This window comes from Arthrobacter tumbae, assembly GCF_016907495.1.
Lineage (GTDB): Bacteria > Actinomycetota > Actinomycetes > Actinomycetales > Micrococcaceae > Arthrobacter_D > Arthrobacter_D tumbae.
This window is the reverse complement of the sequence record NZ_JAFBCC010000001.1, coordinates 2,218,942-2,237,292: the sequence shown is the minus strand read 5'-3', so window position 1 is coordinate 2,237,292 and position 18,351 is coordinate 2,218,942. Positions and strand designations below refer to the sequence as shown.

At 64.0% G+C, this 18,351-nt stretch carries 11 protein-coding genes and 2 tRNA genes; 5 read left to right on the top strand and 8 right to left on the bottom strand.

What is annotated here, in order from left to right; all coding sequences use genetic code 11:
• Positions 1 to 23: 23 nt before the first annotated feature.
• From JOD47_RS10775 to JOD47_RS10750, 6 genes are all read right to left on the bottom strand, one after another.
• Positions 24 to 278, bottom strand: coding sequence for a hypothetical protein (locus tag JOD47_RS10775; protein ID WP_204534195.1), 255 nt, complete (start codon positions 276 to 278; stop codon positions 24 to 26).
• A 104-nt stretch (positions 279 to 382) separates the two neighbouring features.
• Positions 383 to 622, bottom strand: a complete 240-nt coding sequence (locus tag JOD47_RS10770) for a hypothetical protein (protein ID WP_204534193.1) — start codon at positions 620 to 622, stop codon at positions 383 to 385.
• A 94-nt stretch (positions 623 to 716) separates the two neighbouring features.
• Positions 717 to 3,458 carry an FtsX-like permease family protein gene (locus tag JOD47_RS10765; protein WP_204534192.1) on the bottom strand — a complete coding sequence of 914 codons (2,742 nt, stop codon included), beginning with the start codon at positions 3,456 to 3,458 and terminating at the stop codon, positions 717 to 719.
• A 2-nt stretch (positions 3,459 to 3,460) separates the two neighbouring features.
• Positions 3,461 to 4,183, bottom strand: coding sequence for an ABC transporter ATP-binding protein (locus JOD47_RS10760; protein ID WP_204534189.1), 723 nt, complete (start codon positions 4,181 to 4,183; stop codon positions 3,461 to 3,463).
• Complete coding sequence (locus JOD47_RS10755) at positions 4,180 to 4,800, bottom strand: PadR family transcriptional regulator (RefSeq protein WP_204534187.1); 621 nt, start codon at positions 4,798 to 4,800, stop codon at positions 4,180 to 4,182. The genes JOD47_RS10760 and JOD47_RS10755 overlap by 4 nt, the downstream gene beginning before the upstream one ends.
• A 74-nt stretch (positions 4,801 to 4,874) precedes the next feature.
• Positions 4,875 to 5,846 carry an NAD(P)H-quinone oxidoreductase gene (locus JOD47_RS10750; RefSeq protein WP_204536626.1) on the bottom strand — a complete coding sequence of 324 codons (972 nt, stop codon included), beginning with the start codon at positions 5,844 to 5,846 and terminating at the stop codon, positions 4,875 to 4,877.
• Between the two features lie 76 nt (positions 5,847 to 5,922).
• On the opposite strand from JOD47_RS10750, the gene JOD47_RS10745 reads away from it, so the two are divergent.
• The 3 genes from JOD47_RS10745 to JOD47_RS10735 all read left to right on the top strand — a co-directional run bounded on the left by JOD47_RS10745 (position 5,923) and on the right by JOD47_RS10735 (position 11,497).
• Positions 5,923 to 6,010: transfer RNA gene (locus tag JOD47_RS10745), tRNA-Ser, on the top strand.
• Between the two features lie 165 nt (positions 6,011 to 6,175).
• Positions 6,176 to 6,697 carry a septum formation family protein gene (locus JOD47_RS10740; RefSeq protein ID WP_204534185.1) on the top strand — a complete coding sequence of 174 codons (522 nt, stop codon included), beginning with the start codon at positions 6,176 to 6,178 and terminating at the stop codon, positions 6,695 to 6,697.
• A gap of 318 nt (positions 6,698 to 7,015) precedes the next feature.
• Entirely contained in the window at positions 7,016 to 11,497 is a 4,482-nt protein-coding gene (locus tag JOD47_RS10735) for an ExeM/NucH family extracellular endonuclease (RefSeq protein WP_204534183.1), read from the top strand.
• 124 nt (positions 11,498 to 11,621) lie between these two features.
• Here JOD47_RS10735 and JOD47_RS10730 read toward each other — a convergent pair whose 3' ends face one another.
• Entirely contained in the window at positions 11,622 to 13,538 is a 1,917-nt protein-coding gene (locus JOD47_RS10730) for an FAD/NAD(P)-binding protein (protein WP_204534181.1), read from the bottom strand.
• 61 nt (positions 13,539 to 13,599) lie between these two features.
• Positions 13,600 to 15,957 carry an ATP-binding cassette domain-containing protein gene (locus JOD47_RS10725; RefSeq protein WP_204534179.1) on the bottom strand — a complete coding sequence of 786 codons (2,358 nt, stop codon included), beginning with the start codon at positions 15,955 to 15,957 and terminating at the stop codon, positions 13,600 to 13,602.
• Between the two features lie 91 nt (positions 15,958 to 16,048).
• Here JOD47_RS10725 and JOD47_RS10720 point away from each other — a divergent pair, with 91 nt between their 5' ends.
• The gene (locus JOD47_RS10720) at positions 16,049 to 18,139 is read left to right on the top strand and encodes a prolyl oligopeptidase family serine peptidase (RefSeq protein WP_204534177.1); all 2,091 of its coding nucleotides are present in this window, start codon (positions 16,049 to 16,051) and stop codon (positions 18,137 to 18,139) included.
• A 64-nt stretch (positions 18,140 to 18,203) separates the two neighbouring features.
• Positions 18,204 to 18,291, top strand: a tRNA-Ser gene (locus tag JOD47_RS10715).
• Positions 18,292 to 18,351: the final 60 nt, after the last annotated feature.

Here is an 18,351-nt window from a genome sequence, read left to right as displayed (position 1 = left end):
TGTGGCGCGGAACCGGAAGCGTGTCAGTCGGTCTCGTCCCTGTGCGCGAGCTCTTCCTCACGGCCCTCCTTGTACTCGCCCCCGGGACTCACGCCCGGAACGCGCTGCCCGGCGTTGAGCTGCCCGGAGGTGAAGTGGCCTTCGGAGAACTCGGGGCCGCCGTCATTTTCTTCCGAGGGAGCGTTGACGTCTTCACGCAAGTGCTCGTCCTCGGATTCGGCGCCGGGGCCGGGCGCGCCAATGTCTTCACGAAGGTGTTCTGGAAGGTTCTCGGTCATCACCCCAGCAAATCACGCGCAGTTCGCGGGCGCTAGGAGGTTTTGCGCACATAAGGCGGGTCCGAGCCGGCCGGACCCGCGTTATCTGCGCTGAATTTCGGCGTTCAGTGCGAGGGATCGTCCCGGCCATCACGGGAGTTGGATCCCTCGCTGAGGCTGGAGTGGGTGTCCGTCCGGGGATCGGGCCCGTCATTGGCGGTGTCGCGGGGATTGTTCTTCACGCCGTCATTCACCTGGTCGGCAAGGTTTTCTGTCCAGCTCTCGGCGGCACGCTCCAGACCGGACTCCTCGTCCTTGCCGTGCGATGCGCCGTCCGGCTCGCCGTCTGCCCTGTGCTTGGCCATGGTTCCTCCTTGGAATTCAGGTGGAAGCTAGCTTGTCACACCGCCCGGAATCCACAAAGCAGCCTTAGTGTCGCGGGTGCGCCTAGCAGCGCATCTACTCAAGGAGCGCCCTGCGTGTCATGGGGAGCCTGGCGCGGGTGAAAAGCCAGGCAGAACCGGCTCCAATCAGCGGAACAAGCACCACAAGCGCCAGAAGCTGGGGCCAGGGGATGATGAGCTGGTACTGCGGCACCGCCGCTAAAACAGCGGCGGCAGGAACCAGACCTCCCACCATGCCAAGAACGACGCCAAGGCTCGCGCCGAGCGCTGTCTGTGCAGCCGCCAGCCGCTTGCGCAGCGCCGGTGCGGCACCGATTCCGGCGAGGGTGACGTGGTCACTGCGACCGTCGGCGAGCGCGAGTCCGGCCGTGATCGCAGCCGAGGTCAGCGCCACCAAAGCGGCAATGCCGCAAATAGCCCACAGGATTTCCTCGACAGGTGGACCTGGAAACTGGAACATGAATGTTGATTGGTAACCCATGGTTTCGATGAGCTCCGCGTTGATTTCATCCGCGATGGCGTTGGTGGGCTGCCGCGGCAGGTCCATAACGACGAAGCTCTCCTGGATCTCGAACCCCAGACCCTCGGCGGTGGAAGGCGAGATGATCCCTTCCAACCCGAGATTGGGTGCTCCGGTAGCAGCAACTGCCTCCACCCGGATTCGTTCGGTCTCACCAGGCTTCCCAGTCTCCGGATCCCACCATTCTTCAAGGATGGTTACGTGGCCGCCCTCGATCCACGCTGGGTTTAGAACCACCATCTTGCCGGACTTCAGCGCAGTGACCACCTCTTGCGAGGGGGCGTGCCCGAAAATCGCTGTGACGGCCTCAACATCATCGGCAACAAACTGGGGCAAGCCCGCGTTGCCACCATTGAAGGGATCGCGGCACGTAGCCGGATCTGCAGTTTCTTCGGCGATCCGTACTGCACACGTATTCGCGGCTGGTAGCTCCAGCCTTCGATAAGTGCACTCTCCATCGAGCGGGCATGAATGCTCGACTCCACTCACGACGGTCGCCTCACCGACGCTCCCCATCACCTTCTCGACCGCGACGGCAGCAGGAGTGGGGTCAATCGAGCTGAGTGACCCGTCCTCCTCGTTGTAGTGCACCAGCCTCACGGATCCTTGGAGGTCTCGAATATTATTGGATTGCCCAAACTGGGCTTGATAGGCCGCTGTTGCTGATCCGACCATCACGATCGCAGCAACCGAGGTCGCCGCGAGAACAGCGGCAACCGCCGGAACAGCGCGGCTCCGGTTGCGGGAAGCATCCCGTGCAGCCATCCGCACTGATGTGGGGGCCCTGGAAGCTGCGCGAGCAATGAGATCCACAATTCTTCCCGTGCACGCCAGCAAACCCGAGATGAAGAAGAGTGTTCCCAGCGCCATGAGCGGAACGAAGAACAGCGCACGCGACGCAGCCTCTTCGCCGTCAGCAGCTGCGAACGCAAGCCAGACACCGGTTCCGCCGAAAACGATCGCAGCGCCCAGACAAGCCAAGCCAGCACGCGGAATACGCCGGGCCGGCCTGGAGGCTGAGTGCGCCGATTTCACTGCAGTGAATACATTCTGACGAGCGATCGCGGATCCGGGCACCAAAGCGGCGATGACGGATGCAAGGAAACCGAGGCAGGCGAAGATACCGATTGGCCACCAGGTCAGGTGAAACCCTGGGAAAGCCGGCGAGTAGTTTGAAAGGTGCCAAACGACCCACGCGGCAGCGGCAGCAATTCCAAGAATCGCCCCGACGACTACGCCAATTGCTCCCAGCACGACACCGGAAGCAGTGACAATGAAACGGATCGTCGATTTCTCTCCACCCGCAGCGGCGAGCAACGCCAGCATCCTGCGCTGACCTTTCGCGCCGACTGCAAACGCGGCACCAGCGAGCAGACCGACTTCAGCGAGAACCAGTGAGCCAATAACGCTGATCGCCACCATTCCCGTCAGGAAACTCTGCGTCTGATAGTCAATCGCAGAGTTGGGGACTTCTGACGCGTCCGGCGGATCAAGTAAGACTGCCCGGGACAACGCCGAAACGCCGACAGCGTTGAGTTCCTTGATTTCCGGCCACGTCAGCGGGTTATCTCCCAGCAGGTATACGTGCGCCGCCGGCGCTCCCTGAGATGCTTCCGAGAGCGGATGTCCGGGCAGGGCATAAACAATCTCCCCGATAGCGGCCCATCCCTTTTCTCGAATGATTCCAGCAATCGGGTAGGAGTCAGAACCGACCTTCAGCTCATCACCTACGCTCAAATCCATTCGTAGGGACAGCGCAGTGCTGAGGTACACCGCGTCTGATTTCTCTTCCTGCGAGCCCTCCACAAGATCGAAGCGTGATGAGAAGGCTGGCTCGAACAGCTCTGTGGTGCGGATCTGCGTGAAGACCGGCACTTTTCCCTTGGCGAGCTCCAGCTGACCTGTCTGCTCAACTATTTTCTTGTAGCCGGATGGCGCCGCTTCAAGGGGAGTCCGCGCCACGAAGTTTGAGTCTGGTGCAGACACTTGCACGCCCGAGTGCGGCTCAGTCGGCATCTGGACGAAACCACCGCCAACTCCCGGCATGAGCACTGCCTGCGCCGTTCCTAATTCGGTGTCAATCCGCTCCTGTGCGGTCATCTGCGAGCTAGTGATCAACAGCGCAACCATGGTCATTCCTGCAACCGGCAAAGCTATCAGCGCCACGATCAGGGCACTGCGTCCCTTGTGCTTCCTCGCATCCCGCCAGGCCAGCCGTAGAGCCATGAGAAACGCCTGCTTCCGGGCGCCCTTGTAGGCGCCGACTTCAACACCCATGGCTAGAGGCCGCTCTGCGCCAATAAGGCTGCCGGGTCATTGGCCGCCTGCGACTCGTCGACAATCCGCCCGTCACGGATGAAGATCACGCGGTCGGCCCATGCAGCGTGCCGCGCTTCGTGTGTGACGAGCATGACGGCTGAACCTTCATCAGCCCGGTGCCGGAGTACGCCCATGATTTCGTCCCCGGTTGAAGAGTCCAGCGCTCCGGTTGGTTCGTCGGCGAGGATCAGGTGCCGGTCCCCCACGATTGCCCGTGCGATCGCAACACGCTGCTGCTGGCCGCCGGACATCTCATCCATGAAGCGGTCGGCGAGATTCTCGATGCCCACGAGGCGCAGGGCGTCCTTGGCCTGCCTGCGTGCCTTTCGGGTGGGAACGCCGTCGAGCTCGCGCGGCAGGGAGACATTTTCCAAGGCTGTCAGCGTGGGCACCAGGTTGAAATCCTGAAAGACGTAACCCACTGCACGACGCCGGAGTCTCGCCAACTCATTCAGTGTCAGACCGCTCAGCGGCGTGCCTTCAACATAGATCTCGCCCGACGTCGGACGGTCCAGTCCTCCGGCGAGCGCCAACAGTGAAGATTTGCCGGAGCCGGACGGCCCCATTACCGCCACGAATTCGCCCTTGCTAATGGTGAGATTCACGTTTCGAAGGGCTGCGACGGACGTGGCACCCTCTCCGTATGTCCGCCCAACCGCGGCAAGTTGCAGAACCTGGCTCATTTTCTTCCCCCATGGATGTGTGATTTGTCCTCCGCCACGGCCCCGGACGCGGGTTCCCCCACATCCCGAGTACGGGACCGGGCGGCATGGTGCTTACTGAGTTGAAGCATCCGGGACTCGCAGTGGTCCAGCCACCGGACCTCGGCTTCGGTGCTGTAGATCAGGGAATCCAGCACCAGCAGCCAGGCTGTGTCCTCCGGCCGATCGTGCGCTGCGGTTGTGCGGCGCACCTTCGTGTAATCCTGCAGCGACCGCATCGATGCGGATCGCTGCGCCTGGATGACTGCCCGCACATCGACCCCAGGAAGGGTCACTGCGAGCGCCAGTTTGATGGCCAGCTCGTTACGCGGCGGATTCGTGGCGGCGACCGGCTTCGCGAACCAGTTCCGCACCTCATCCTCCCCGCTGTCGGTAAGTCGATAGATCACGTGACCGTCGCCGTCGTCGCCGTCGTTGGTCACCAGGCCGTCGCGTTCGAGCCGGTCCAGCGTTGTGTACACCTGCCCGATGTTCAGCGGCCAGGTTGAGCCCGTTCGCTGCTCGAACTCAGCGCGGAGCTGGTAACCGTACCGCGGCTGCTCCTGCAGGAGCGCCAGCAAGCTGTGGCGTACGGACACGGGACCCCCTTTGCATACTCAGTATCTAACGGGATCAGTATTGCATACTGAGTATGCAGCTTCCACAACCGGCACTAAAGCGTCAGGAGTACTTTTCCTGTGTGCTGCCCGGAGTCGAAATACTGATGCGCCTGCACAACTTCCGAAAGAGGGAACGTGCGGTCAACGGGCACGGAAATGGACCCGTTGGAGATGAGCGGCCAGACGTGCTCACGCACCCCCGCCATAATGGCCGACTTCTCCTCCACAGGCCGCGAGCGCAGCGTGGTGCCGGTGACGGACGCGCGCTTGCCCATGAGGGAACCGAGGTTAACCTCGGCCTTCACTCCACCCTGCAGTCCGATGACCACGAGGCGGCCTCCCATCGCCAGGGCTTCAACGTTGCGTCCGAGGTACTTGGCGCCCACGACGTCGAGAATCACGTCCGCGCCCCTTCCCTCGGTGGCTGCGCCCACCTCCGCAACGAAGTCCTGCTCCCGGTAGTTCACGCAGACCTCCGCGCCGAGCGAACGGGCGTAGTCCAGCTTCTCCGGCGTTCCAGCCGTCACGATCGTCCGCGCCCCGAGTGCCCTCGCAAACTGGATAGCCATCGTGCCGATACCGCCGGAAGCACCGTGGATGAGAAGCGTTTCACCGCTGCGCAGCCCTGCAACCAGAACCAGGTTCGAGTACACCGTCGCAGCCACTTCGGGCAGCGCAGCGGCCGCCACCAGATCCACACCGGCAGGTACGGGCAGCACCTGACCGGCAAGCACAGCGACCTGCCCGGCGTAGCCGCCGCCCGAAAGGAGCGCAACGACGGCGTCGCCGCGCAGGAAGGCCGACCCACCGCCGTCGGCTATTCTTCCCGACACCTCAAGGCCCGGATATTCAGAAGCACCGGGAGGCGGCGGGTACACGCCCCGGCGTTGCTGCGCGTCGGCCCGGTTCAGTCCGGCCGCGACGACATCGATCAGTACCTCCCCGGCCTGGAGACTGGGGGGTTCGACGTCGGCCACCTGTAGAACGTCCGGCTCGCCGAAGTCGCGAAGCACTACTGCTTTCATCGTTTCCATTCCGGACCTCAATCTGCTGGCTGGAGTTTTGTGCAACCTGCTCTGCATGAAACACTATTCCCCGTATGGAAGGTTGTCCGAGCGGCCGAAGGAGCTGGTCTTGAAAACCAGTGGACGGTAACCCCGTCTCAAGGGTTCGAATCCCTTACCTTCCGCATCGAGCTGAGCCGGCTCACCAGTTGCACCCCGTCCTGATGGGCGGGGTGCAACTGTTTTCGGAGCCGGTTCCGCCGTGGATCCTGCGCGATTCGCATACACCCCGGCCTCCCCATCCCATCGGGTAGGCTCCCAAAGTGCCGACAACGACGAGGAGCCTTTCAATGATGATCGCTGCCCCGAAGCGATACTTCCTGCCCGCTGCCCTTTTGTGCACGGCAGCGGTGTTGGGTGGCTGCACTTCCGGGAACGACGACGGCGCGCAGCCTTCTGAACCATCGGCGGCGGAAAGCGCTCAGGCGGTTGAGAGACAGGCGGCCTCCGAGGTGGCTCCCAGGGACCTGCAGGAGGGCCAGTGCATGGCTGACTCGGGCACTGCTGCGGATCCCAACCTCCAGGTGCTGCCCTGCGGGGAGCCCCATCCGTTTGAGGTGTTCGCTACGACGGAACTGCCCGCCGGCGAGTACCCCGGGCTCGGCGAGGCGGACGCTCAGGCGCAGGAATTCTGCCGCAGCGAATTCGCTGCGTTCATCGGCCTGGACTACGACGCGTCAGCCCTTGACCTCCAGTATTTCTATCCCGTCGAGTCGGAATGGACTGACGACGGCGGGCGGTCGGTGGTCTGCCTCGTCGGCAGCGCCGGCGGCGCACCTTCGACGGGAACACTCCGCGGCTCCAACGAATAGTTCCCAACAGCAAGTAGTCGTGCTTGAATATGCAAGGCGTTCGGTGTGGTCTACATCACTAAAAGGTGATGCTCCGTACGCCGACGTCCGGCACATCACCGGGCCGATGATGGGAAACGCCGTTGATGGTCTCAACCCGGCTGCTCTGTTCTCCGCGAGGTAACCACCCGTTCACTGCGGCGTGGTTGGCTTGCCGCGACCGGATTGTCACCGGCAGATCCTATTGTCACTTTCGTGGCCAGTTCCGCCGAGGCACAGTGCCGAAGCGGGCATCACTCGCGGCCGTAATCCGGCCAAAAGCAAGGAGAAACAGGACGAATGAAAAATTCGTGGAGGGGCGCGCTGTGCTCAGCGCTTTCGGTCGGGCTGATTGCCTCACCGATGGCGTTCTCGCCAGCCAGCGCAGATGAAACCGTCGACGCCCAAGCGGCCGTCGGCGTCGTTATCAATGAGGCGTACGTTAACGGGGGCAGTGCCAACGCGCCGTTCACGCACAAGTTCGTAGAACTGGTCAACACCACTGACGTCGCAGTAAGCCTCGATGGCTGGTCGCTTCAGTACCGGTCAGCGACGGGGGTTGTTGCCCCGACCGGCGTTGCGCCTCTGAAGGGAAGCATTCCGGCAAACGGAAACTTCCTCATCCAGGCGTCCAGCAATGGCGCCGTCGGCGAAGCGCTGCCGGCGGCTGATGTCACGAGCTCGCTGAATTTCAGCGGGAGCAGGGGGACCATCGTCCTGTCTGATCAAGCTACGGCGGTCGGCTCGCTGCCTGTCGGCACGGTCGTGGGTGTGCCCGGCGTAGTTGACCTGCTGGGATACGGAGACTCCAACACCTTCGAGACCGCAGGCGAGGAAGGCCCTGGCAGCACCCGCAACCCACTGTCGATGAACCGCGCCGAAGGCGTGGACACTGACAACAACATCGCGGACTTCACCGCGCTCGACGCCGTCACTCCCACCAACGCTGCCGGTGAGACCGCTGGAACCGAACCCGAACCCGAGCCCGAACCGGAACCGCCCACTCCCGGCGAAGTGATCCCAATCGACCAGATTCAGGGCACCGGCGGAGCAACGCCGTACGAAGGGCAGGTTGTCACCACCCGCGGCGTAGTGACTGCCACCTACCCCACCGGCGGATTCGACGGCTACTACATCCAGACTGCCGGGACCGGCGGTGATCTGGGTGCGGATCACTCAGCATCCGACGGCATCTTCATCTACTCGACTGCGACGGTTGCGGACGTCGCTGTCGGCGAACTCGTCGAGGTAACGGGCACCGCCGGCGAATTCTTCGGCCTCTCACAGATCACCGTCCTGGCCGGCGGAATGACCAAGCCGGTTGAGGCTGCAGAGGCAGTCAAGACCGCCTCCGTCGCATACCCGGCCGATGACGCCGCACGGGAGGCACTCGAGGGAATGCTCGTCCAGCCGACCAACGGCTTCACGGTCTCGGACAACTACGCTCTGAACCAGTACGGCGAACTCACCCTTGCCGTAGGGGACGCTCTCCTGGTCCAGCCAACGGAAATCGCGCCGCCGGGCACTGCTGAGAATGCTGCTGTCGCAGCTGACAACGCGGCCCGCCGCGTCAAGCTCGACGACGGCGCCACCACAAATTTCCTCAGCAGCGCCAACATGGACCAGCCGCTGCCCTACCTCACGCCGGAGCAGCCGGTGCGGGTCAATTCATCGGCAACCTTCACCTCGCCCGTTGTGTTCGATTTCCGCAACAGCTCCTGGAAGTTCCAGCCGCTGACCGCACTCACCGCAGCGAACGCCGCCGAGGTGCAGCCCGTCGCGTTCGAGGGCTCACGTCCAGACGCGCCGGAGAACGTTGGCGGCGACGTCAAGATCGCGTCCTTCAACGTACTGAACTACTTCACCACCACCGGCGACCAGCTGACCGGGTGCACATACTACGAGGACCGCGACGGCAATCCCGTCACCGTCCGCGGCGGTTGCGATGCCCGCGGCGCCGCGAATGCGGAGAACCTGGAGCGCCAGGAAGCGAAGATCGTTGCGGCAATCAACGCGCTTGACGCCGACGTCGTGTCCCTCGAAGAGATTGAGAACTCGGCCAAGTTCGGCAAGGACCGGGACGTTGCCCTCGCCACGCTGACGGCCGCCCTCAATGAGGCTGCGCCGGGTGTCTGGGACTACGTCCGTTCACCGGATGCGCTGCCCGCCATTGAGAACGAGGACTTCATCCGCACGGCGTTTATCTACAAGAAGGCGGTCGTGGAGCCAGTTGGCCAGTCCGTCATCCTCGATGACAACGTGGCATTCTCCAATGCGCGCAAGCCCCTGGCGCAGTCCTTCAACATCGTCGGCGGTGATGAATCCACCAAGTTCCTCACCATCGCAAACCACTTCAAGTCCAAGGGATCGGGCAGCGGCGAGAACGCGGACCAAGGTGATGGACAGGGTGCATCCAACGCCGACCGCATTGAGCAGGCAAACGCTCTCGTCGCCTTCGCTGAACAGCTGAAGGCTGACGCCGGGACCGACAAGGTCTTCCTTGCCGGTGACTTCAACTCCTATTCGGCCGAGGATCCCATGCAGGTTCTCTACGACGCCGGCTACATCAACCAGGGCGCCAAGACCGACGGATACTCCTACGTCTTCTCCGGACTCGTTGGTTCCCTTGACCATATCCTCGCCTCCCCCGCGGCAGACGCGACGGTGTCCGGCGTGGACGTCTGGAACATCAACGCGGTGGAATCCGTAGCTTTCGAGTACAGCCGCTACAACTACAACGCCACCGACTTCTACGCGCCGAACCAGTTCAGGGCAAGTGACCACGATCCGGTGATCGTCGGCCTGAACCTGGCACAGACGGACACCACGACCGAGCTGAACCTCATGGGCATCAACGACTTCCACGGGCGTATCGACTCGAACACCGTGAAGTTTGCTGGAACCGTCGAGGAACTGCGCGCCCAGTACGGCGAGGAGAACTCGCTGTTCCTCTCCGCCGGGGACAACATCGGAGCATCACTCTTCGCCTCCTCGGTTGCACAGGACCAGCCCACCATCGACGTCCTCAACGCTCTGGACCTCCGCGCTTCGGCTGTCGGGAACCACGAGTTCGACGCCGGTTTCGCTGACCTGAGCGGCCGCGTGGCCGACGCCGCGGAGTTCCCGTACCTGGGCGCCAACGTGTACCAGAAGGGAACCACCACACCGGCCCTGCAGGAGTACGAGATTGTGGACATGGGCGGGATTGACGTCGCCATCATCGGCGCAGTCACCGAGGAGACACCGTCACTGGTGAGCCCGGACGGCATCGCCGACCTCGACTTCGGCGATCCCGTCGAGGCCGTGAACCGGGTGGCGCAGCAGATCGAGGACCAGGATCTGGCCGACGTCATCATTGCCGAGTATCACGAGGGAGCCGGAGACGGCGCCGTCGAGGGCTCCACCATTGAGGGTGAGGTTGCCGCGGGAGGCGCGTTCGCTGACATCGTTACCGCTACCTCGCCGCTCGTGGACGCCATCTACACCGGCCACACGCACAAGCAGTACGCATGGGATGCACCGGTACCGGGCGCTGAGGGCGAAACCCGCCCCATTGTCCAGACCGGTTCCTACGGTGAGTTCATCGGTCACATCACGCTCACCGTGGATAACGCCACCGGAGAGGTCGAGTCGTACACGGTGCAGAATGTTGCACGCACGGCCACTGATTCGGCGGCCCTGGTAGCAACCTATCCGCGGGTCGCCGAGGTCAAGACAATCGTTGACGCGGCGCTGGCCGAAGCAGCAGTCATCGGCAACCAGCCCGTCGGCTCCGTGACAGCGGACATCACCACCGCCTTTATCAACGGTGTGCGCGATGACCGTCTCTCCGAATCGACGCTCGGCAATCTGGTCGCAGATTCCCTGCGGGAGTCGCTTTCATCCGCCGAACGCGGCGGAGCCGAGATCGGCGTCATCAATCCCGGCGGCATGCGCAACGAGCTGTACTACGGCGAGGATGGCGTGATCACCTACGCGGAAGCGAATGCGGTGCTGCCATTCGTCAACAACCTGTGGACAGTCACTCTGACCGGCGAGCAGTTCATTACGATGCTCGAGCAGCAGTGGCAGCCGGAAGGCGCCTCCCGGTCCTTCCTGGCGCTCGGGCTGTCAGACAACGTGTCCTACACTTACAACCCGGATCTCGCTGCCGGCTCCCGCATCACGTCGGTCACGATTGACGGGGCCCCGTTGGATCCGGCCGCAGAGTACAGGATCGGAACAGTCAGCTTCCTGGCCCAGGGCGGTGACAACTTCACCGTCTTCCAGCAGGGAACCGATGTCCGTGACTCGGGACTTGTGGACCGCGATGCCTGGGTCAGCTACATCGAGGCGAACAGCCCGCTCATACCGAGCTTCGACCGTCGCTCAGTGATCGTGAAGGATGCACCGGGCACCGTCACGGCTGGTGACACCGTCACCTTCGACGTTGCAAAGCTGAACCTGACGTCGCTGGGCAGCCCCACCAACACCAGCCTGTCGGCGAGCTTCGTCGACGGCGCCGGCAAGGTTACCGAGCTGGGTACCACGCCCGTCACGGATGGCGCGGCGCAGGTCACGGTCACTGTTCCGAAAGCAACACCGGGAGCGGGCAGCATCGTTCTGGTCGCCAAGGAATCCGGAACGACGGTGACCCTGCCGGTCACCGTCGAGTCGGTCGCCGGAGCGGAGTGCGTCGCCCCGGTCAAGCCGGAGCGGGGCCCAGGCGCCGAGAAACCGAACAGCTACGGCAAGGCCATGGCCGAGTACCGCAAGTGCCTTGCGGCTGCGCGTCGCGGCTAGACATGCGTCGCGGCCGGTGTAAGGCCTTGGTGAACTAACGAAGAAGCGCTCCTCCGCAACACGGAGGAGCGCTTCTTCGTTCATCGCGATGTTGTCCGAAGACTCACCGCGATAGCGGCACCATTCAGGCGAGGAGTGCGCGTGCGATGTCGTCGGCATCCCGCAGCGTACGGCCCCCAGCGTCCAGGGAGGCGCCGGCCTCTGCGGCAATCGACGTTCCCCACTGCACGGAGCTGAGCTGCAGGCCCAGGACGTAGAGGTTCTCCCTCGCCAGGCCATTGGCGCCGATTGCCCGGTACGGCGGCCTGCTGACGTCGATCCCGGGAGATACTTCCGGCACGCCATCTTCCGACATCATGGTGCGCGCCCGGACCAGGCCGTCCTCCAGCAGCCTGCGAAGCAGGACCGACCGATTCTGGGCCACGCGGTTAGCCGGCATCATCGCCTCGACGAGGACGCCGGCGTCGTACTTCCGGCCCTCCACCCAGGGCGAGGAAACAGTGAACCGGCCGAGCTCAGCGTTCAGCTCGAACCGTGGTGCGGGGCCGGCAAAGTGCACAATGCCGGCCCGAGCCAGTGCTGCCAGCTGCTCGATACGCAGGGCGGGTGGCCCGCTGGCAAGGCCCTCGACGAGTGGTTCGAACCAACCGCGCAGCTCCGCAGTCCACGACCCCTCAGTCAGCCCACCGTCGGCCACGACCTCCTTGATGACGGACCGTCCGGCGTTCATGGCTCCGATCGCCATTTTCAGGGGATCAGCCTCGCCGCGGTCGGAACCGGCGGCATCTTCTTCCAGGTAGTTGAGCACGGCACGGTTGTATTCCTCTTCGGACGCGAACCGGTGCCGCCAGAAGGGCCGGGCGAGCGACTCCAGGTCCAGCCGGTCAACGGGAGCCACTGCCCCATCGAGAAGTTCCTCCAGCCTCCGGCGCCAGACATGATCTGCGCCGTCCAGGACGTCCTGGAGTGAGGAAAGAAAAGCGTCCGGCAAGCCGGCGGTGCGCGCCAGGGTGCTGTAGTAGGCCCAAACAGCATCCCGGTGCACCAGCGGCCAAAGGTCGTGGTCAAAGCCGGGCTGGATTCCGTCAGCTGCGAAGCTTCCTGCGCGGGCGGGCGTGCAGTAGCGGAGCTGGATGCCGCGCGGCACATAGCTGTCCAGCTTTGCCTTGGCGCGGTAGGGGGTGCCCCGACGGGACGCGGCGACCACCAGTGGTTCACGGCCGGAAGGATGATAGTCCAGCGCCCGCCCGGCCGGTAGACCGTTGGAAACGAATGTTCCGCCCCTGCCCTCCGTGAGGTGGGTGATGATGTCGAAGAAATTCAGGCCGAGCCCGCGCACCAGCACCGGCTTGCGCGCCGGCAGCCGGTTCCAGTCAACGTCAGCGGGCACGTTCGGCGGCCAGTACTGCAGGCCCAGCCGGGCCGCACCGTCGCGCAGTGCCTCCTGCTCAGGGTTGAGCTGAGCGGGTAGGTGGCCCAGCGCAAGCACGACGGCGTCACTCGCAACCGTGCCGCCCTCGCTGAGCCTCACCCGGAAGCCCGCATTCAGCGCCTTCACATGCTGTGCCTCGGACCGGTGAACCACAACCTCGAAGCCGGCGCCAAGCGTCCCGGTCAGCGAGCTGTAGATCCATTCCAGGTAGCGGCCGTACAGGGCCCGGCTGGGGAAATCAGCGGAGGTAAGTGACTGGAGCTCCTTCCGGTCATCGTCGCTGAGACGGTCATCCGGGGAGTCGACCATCAGCTGCCGCCAGTCGTCGAAGGACAGCGGAACAAGCGATGGCGCCCGTTCCGCTGCAGCCTCGCCCACCGGCACCACCGTGGGAAACAGCGCCGGAGTGTTCATGAGGAAGTGCCGTGACTGGTCAGTACGCCACACATGGCCGGGCCCGGGCTCGTAGGGCTCAATCAGGTGGACCGTGATTCGCGGCCGATTTCCCACGGGCAGGGCGGCCCAGTTCGCCGTCAGGCGTTCGAGCACGGAGGTACCACGCGGACCGGCGCCAATGATGGCTACCGTCACCGTCCGCGTCATGTCCATTCACCTAGGTTATCGGCCGGGCAACATCGGCCCGTTCAGCGCAGTTGTCCGGCGAACCGGGTCAGGTCCTTCCCACATACTCGGCCAGATGCTCGCCCGTGAGGGTGGAACGGCCGCCCGCCACCAGGTCTGCCGGCGTTCCCTCGAAAACGATGGAGCCGCCGTCGTGCCCGGCACCTGGGCCGAGATCGATGATCCAGTCGGCGTGCGCCATCACCGCCTGATGGTGCTCGATGACCAGAACCGACTTGCCGGAGTCGACGAGCCGGTCGAGCAGGCCGAGCAGCTGCTCGACGTCGGCCAAATGCAGACCGGTGGTCGGCTCGTCGAGAACGTAGATGTCACCCTTTTCACCCATCTGGCTGGCAAGCTTCAGGCGCTGCCGCTCGCCGCCGGAGAGCGTGGTGAGCGGTTGGCCGAGGCTGAGGTAGCCGAGACCGACGTCGGCCAACCGGTCGAGGACCTTGTGGGCTGCCGGGGTCTTCGCATCGCCTTCGCCGAAGAACGCCGTGGCATCGGATACCGGCATGGCGAGCACCTCGGCGATGTTCATTCCGCCAAGGGTGTACTCGAGCACGGAAGCCTGGAAACGCTTGCCCTCACAGTCCTCGCAGGTGGATTCCATGGTGGCCATCACGCCGAGTTCGGTGTAGATGACGCCGGCGCCGTTGCAGGTGGGGCACGCGCCTTCGGAATTGGAGCTGAACAGCGCGGGCTTGACCCCGTTCGCTTTGGCGAAGGCCTTGCGGATGGGCTCAAGCAGGCCGGTGTAGGTGGCGGGATTGCTTCTCCGTGACCCGCGGATGGCCCCCTGGTCGATGACCACGACGCCGTCCCGCTTGGCCACCGAGCCGTGGATCAGCGAGCTTTTGCCGGATCCGGCCACCCCGGTGACGACGCACAGCACCCCGAGTGGAATGTCGACGTCCACGTTCTGCAGGTTGTGCGTGGACGCTCCCCGGACCTCGAATGCCTGCGCGGACGATCGGACGGTCTCCTTGAGCCTGGCGCGATCGTCAAGGTGGCGGCCGGTGATGGTGTCGGATTTCCGCAGTCCCTCAACGGTTCCCTCGAAGCAGAGTGTGCCGCCCTTCGTGCCGGCTCCGGGCCCCAGGTCGATGACGTGATCGCCGATCGTGATGGTCTCCGGCTTGTGTTCCACGACGAGCACCGTGTTTCCTTTGTCCCGCAGTTGAAGCAGGAGCCGGTTCATCCGTTCGATGTCGTGGGGGTGGAGACCGATGCTCGGCTCGTCGAAGACGTAGGTCACGTCGGTGAGTGAGGAACCGAGGTGGCGGATCATCTTGGTTCGCTGGGCCTCGCCGCCCGAGAGCGTGCCCGCGGGCCGGTCGAGTGAGAGGTAGCCCAGGCCGATGTCGGCGAAAGAATCCAGCAGGTGCTGCAGCCCTTTGAGGAGGGGCGCCACCGTGGGCTCCCTGAGATCGCGGAGCCAGCCGGCCAGGTCGCTGATCTGCATCGCGCAGAGCTCGGCGATGTTTTTGCCGTTGATCTTGGAGGAGAGCGCTTCCCTGGTGAGCCGCGTTCCTTTGCATTCCGGGCAGGTTTGAAACGTCACCGCCCGTTCGACGAACCGGCGCACGTGCGGCTGCATCGCCTCGGGGTCCTTGGACAGCATCGATTTCTGAATCTTCGGGATGATGCCCTCGTAGGTGAGGTTGATTCCTTCAACCTTGATCTTGGTGGGCTCCGCGTACAGCATGGTGTCGAGCTGCTTCGCCGTGAACGTGGCGATCGGCTTGTCCATCGGCAGGCCCATCCCCTCGAACAACCGGCCGTACCAGCCGTCCATCGAGTAACCGGGAACGGTCAGCGCGCCGTCGGCGAGCGTCTTCGCGTCGTCGTACAGGGCCGTGCGATCGATGTCATTGACGTTGCCCATTCCCTCGCAGCGCGGGCACATTCCACCCAGGTAGACGGCCTGGCTGACGACATTCTTTTCCACCCGGCCGCCCTTGTCCGTCGACATGACGCCGCTTGCCTTGCGGGTGGGAACGTTGAAGGAGTAGGCGGTGGGTGGACCGACGTAAGGGGATCCGAGTCTGCTGAAGAGGATGCGCAGCATGGCGTTGGCGTCGGTGGCCGTGCCGACGGTTGAGCGCGGGTTGGCGCCCATCCGCTCCTGGTCAACGATGATCGCGGTGGTGACCCCCTCGAGCAGATCGACGTCGGGACGCGCGAGCGTGGGCATGAAGCCCTGCACGAAGGCGCTATAGGTCTCGTTGATCATCCGCTGTGATTCCGCCGCGATCGTGGCGAAGACCAGCGAGCTTTTGCCGGATCCCGAAACCCCGGTGAATACAGTCAGCCGCCGTTTGGGAATGTCGACGCTGATGTCCTTCAGGTTGTTCTCCCGCGCACCCTGCACACGGATCAGGTCATGGGTGTCTGCAATATGCATGGCTCTATCCAATCAGGTGGCGCACGCAATGGGCAGACCCTGCGCACTCTGCCGCCGGACACCCACGTGGCAGGTTGCCTAAGATAACGGTATGACGTCCACCGTGCCTGCCCCCATCCCTACAAGTGACGACGAATTTCTTTGGCTTGAAGATATCTACGGGGAGAAACCCCTCCAGTGGGTGCGCGGCCAGAATGCGCAGACTGAGGAGGTTCTCGTCAACGAGACCTTCCTCGCAGACGAACAACGCCTGCTCGAGGTGCTCGACTCCACCGACCGGATTCCGATGGTCGTGAAGCGTGGTGAGCACTACTACAACTTCTGGCGGGACAAGGAAAACCCGAAGGGGCTGTGGCGGCGGACCAGCTGGGACAGTTACCTGACCGATGCTCCGGACTGGGATACCCTTCTCGACGTCGATGCGCTGGCGGCAGCGGAGGGTCAGGAGTGGGTCTGGGGCGGCGCGCTGTTCCTGCGTCCGGCCGACGGCGAGCCCTACCGGAGGGCCCTGATCGCGCTCTCGCCCGACGGCGGGGACGCGCAGCGGTACCGCGAGTACGACCTCGCAGACCGCTCCTTCGTGGCGGGCGGCTTCGATATCCCGGTGGCGAAGAGCCGGATCAGCTGGGCGGGACCGGATGCGCTGCACGTCGGGACGGACTTTGGACCCGGATCGATGACCACGAGCTCCTACCCACGAACCGTGCGGACGCTCCGCCGCGGGGAGCCGCTGGAAAGTGCGCAGCTGTACTTCGAGATCCCCGAGAACTCCATGATGGCCGCCGTGGCCCACGATCAGACACCGGGCTTCGAACGCGACATCGCCGCCCATATTGTCGACTTCTACTCGAGCCGTACCTACCTGCGCCGCGAGGATGAGTGGGTACACATCGACGTCCCCGATGACGTCAACGTGTCACTGCACCGCCAGTGGCTGCTGCTGCGGCCGCGGACCGATTTCGAGCTCGACGGCGCCACCTACCGCGGTGGTTCCCTCCAGTCGGTCCTTCTCGAGGACTTCCTCGCCGGACGCCGCGCGCTGACGACCGTATTCGAGCCGGATGCGCACACTGCCTTGCAGTCCTGGAGTTGGACGCGGGACTACCTTCTGCTCAACCTGCTGAGGGACGTTTCTTCGGAGATCCGCGTGCTCAATCCCGCCGACTCCTGGTCGACCGAACTGCTGGACGCCTGCCCGCCCCTTCACTCCGTGGATGCGTATGCGGTCGATGACGAGGACGACGACGCCGGTAACGACTACTGGCTTGTTGCCACCGGCTTCCTCACCCCCACCACGGTGGTGCGCGGCACCATCGGTGGAGCGCACGCGGAAGTGAAGGAGTCGCCGTCGTACTTTGATGAGTCCTCTTTTGCCGTGTCGCAGCACTTCGCGCAATCCAGTGACGGCACCCGGGTCCCCTACTTCCAGGTGGCATCCAGGGACCTGGTGCTCGACGGAGGCAACCCAACGCTGCTCTCCGGCTACGGAGGATTCGAACATGCCATGACGCCCGCCTACAGCGGCGTGACCGGGCGCGGGTGGCTGGAACGCCGGACAAAGGATGGCCGATCCGGCGTGTACGTGCTGGCCAATATCCGTGGAGGCGGCGAGTATGGTCCCGCCTGGCACCAGGCGGCACTGCACGCCAACCGCCACCGGGCGTACGAGGATTTCGCCGCGATCGCCCAGGATTTGGTGGACCGCGGGGTCACCCGGCCGGAACTGCTTGGCTGCACGGGCAGGAGTAACGGCGGGCTGCTGGTGGGCAACATGCTCACCCAGTATCCGCACCTCTTCGGCGCGATCTCGTGCGGTGTACCCCTGCTGGACATGAAGCGGTACACCAAGCTTTCCGCCGGTTACTCGTGGATTGCCGAGTACGGCGATCCGGACAAGCCGGAGCAGTGGGAGTACGTTCAGACGTTCTCGCCGTACCACCGGCTGCAGGAGGGGACGACGTACCCGAAGACCTTGATCTGGACCGCCACGAGCGATGACCGGGTGGGTCCAGTGCAGGCACGGAAGATGGCGGCGCGGATGAAGTCGCTCGGCGTGAAGAATTTGTGGTTCCACGAGGCGCTCGAGGGCGGGCATGCCGGGGCTTCGGACAACCGCCAGGCGGCGCGCATGCACGCCATGTCCCACGAGTTCGTGTGGAAAGCATTGACCGGCCAGCTGTAGGTCTGCGTTATTTTGCTCTTGCCCGGAGGTTCTGGGTAGTCTTGGGTGGCTAGTAATAGCTGCTGGAGACGTGCCAGAGCGGCCGAATGGGCTTCACTGCTAATGAAGTGTGGGCCTAAAGCCTACCGGGGGTTCAAATCCCCCCGTCTCCGCGTTCCGAAAAGGCGCCCCGGTCCAGGACCGGGGCGCCTTTTCGCTTGCCTGGAGGGTTG

Bases quoted from the DNA above. Each gene is read 5' to 3' on its own strand.
- JOD47_RS10735 (WP_204534183.1), top strand. From the start codon at position 7,016: ATGAAAAATTCGTGGAGGGGCGCGCTGTGCTCAGCGCTTTCGGTCGGG.
- JOD47_RS10770 (WP_204534193.1), bottom strand. From the start codon at position 622: ATGGCCAAGCACAGGGCAGACGGCGAGCCGGACGGCGCATCGCACGGC.
- JOD47_RS10775 (WP_204534195.1), bottom strand. From the start codon at position 278: ATGACCGAGAACCTTCCAGAACACCTTCGTGAAGACATTGGCGCGCCC.
- JOD47_RS10730 (WP_204534181.1), bottom strand. From the start codon at position 13,538: ATGGACATGACGCGGACGGTGACGGTAGCCATCATTGGCGCCGGTCCG.
- JOD47_RS10720 (WP_204534177.1), top strand. From the start codon at position 16,049: ATGACGTCCACCGTGCCTGCCCCCATCCCTACAAGTGACGACGAATTT.
- JOD47_RS10750 (WP_204536626.1), bottom strand. From the start codon at position 5,846: ATGAAAGCAGTAGTGCTTCGCGACTTCGGCGAGCCGGACGTTCTACAG.
- JOD47_RS10760 (WP_204534189.1), bottom strand. From the start codon at position 4,183: ATGAGCCAGGTTCTGCAACTTGCCGCGGTTGGGCGGACATACGGAGAG.
- JOD47_RS10740 (WP_204534185.1), top strand. From the start codon at position 6,176: ATGATGATCGCTGCCCCGAAGCGATACTTCCTGCCCGCTGCCCTTTTG.
- JOD47_RS10725 (WP_204534179.1), bottom strand. From the start codon at position 15,957: ATGCATATTGCAGACACCCATGACCTGATCCGTGTGCAGGGTGCGCGG.
- JOD47_RS10765 (WP_204534192.1), bottom strand. From the start codon at position 3,458: ATGGGTGTTGAAGTCGGCGCCTACAAGGGCGCCCGGAAGCAGGCGTTT.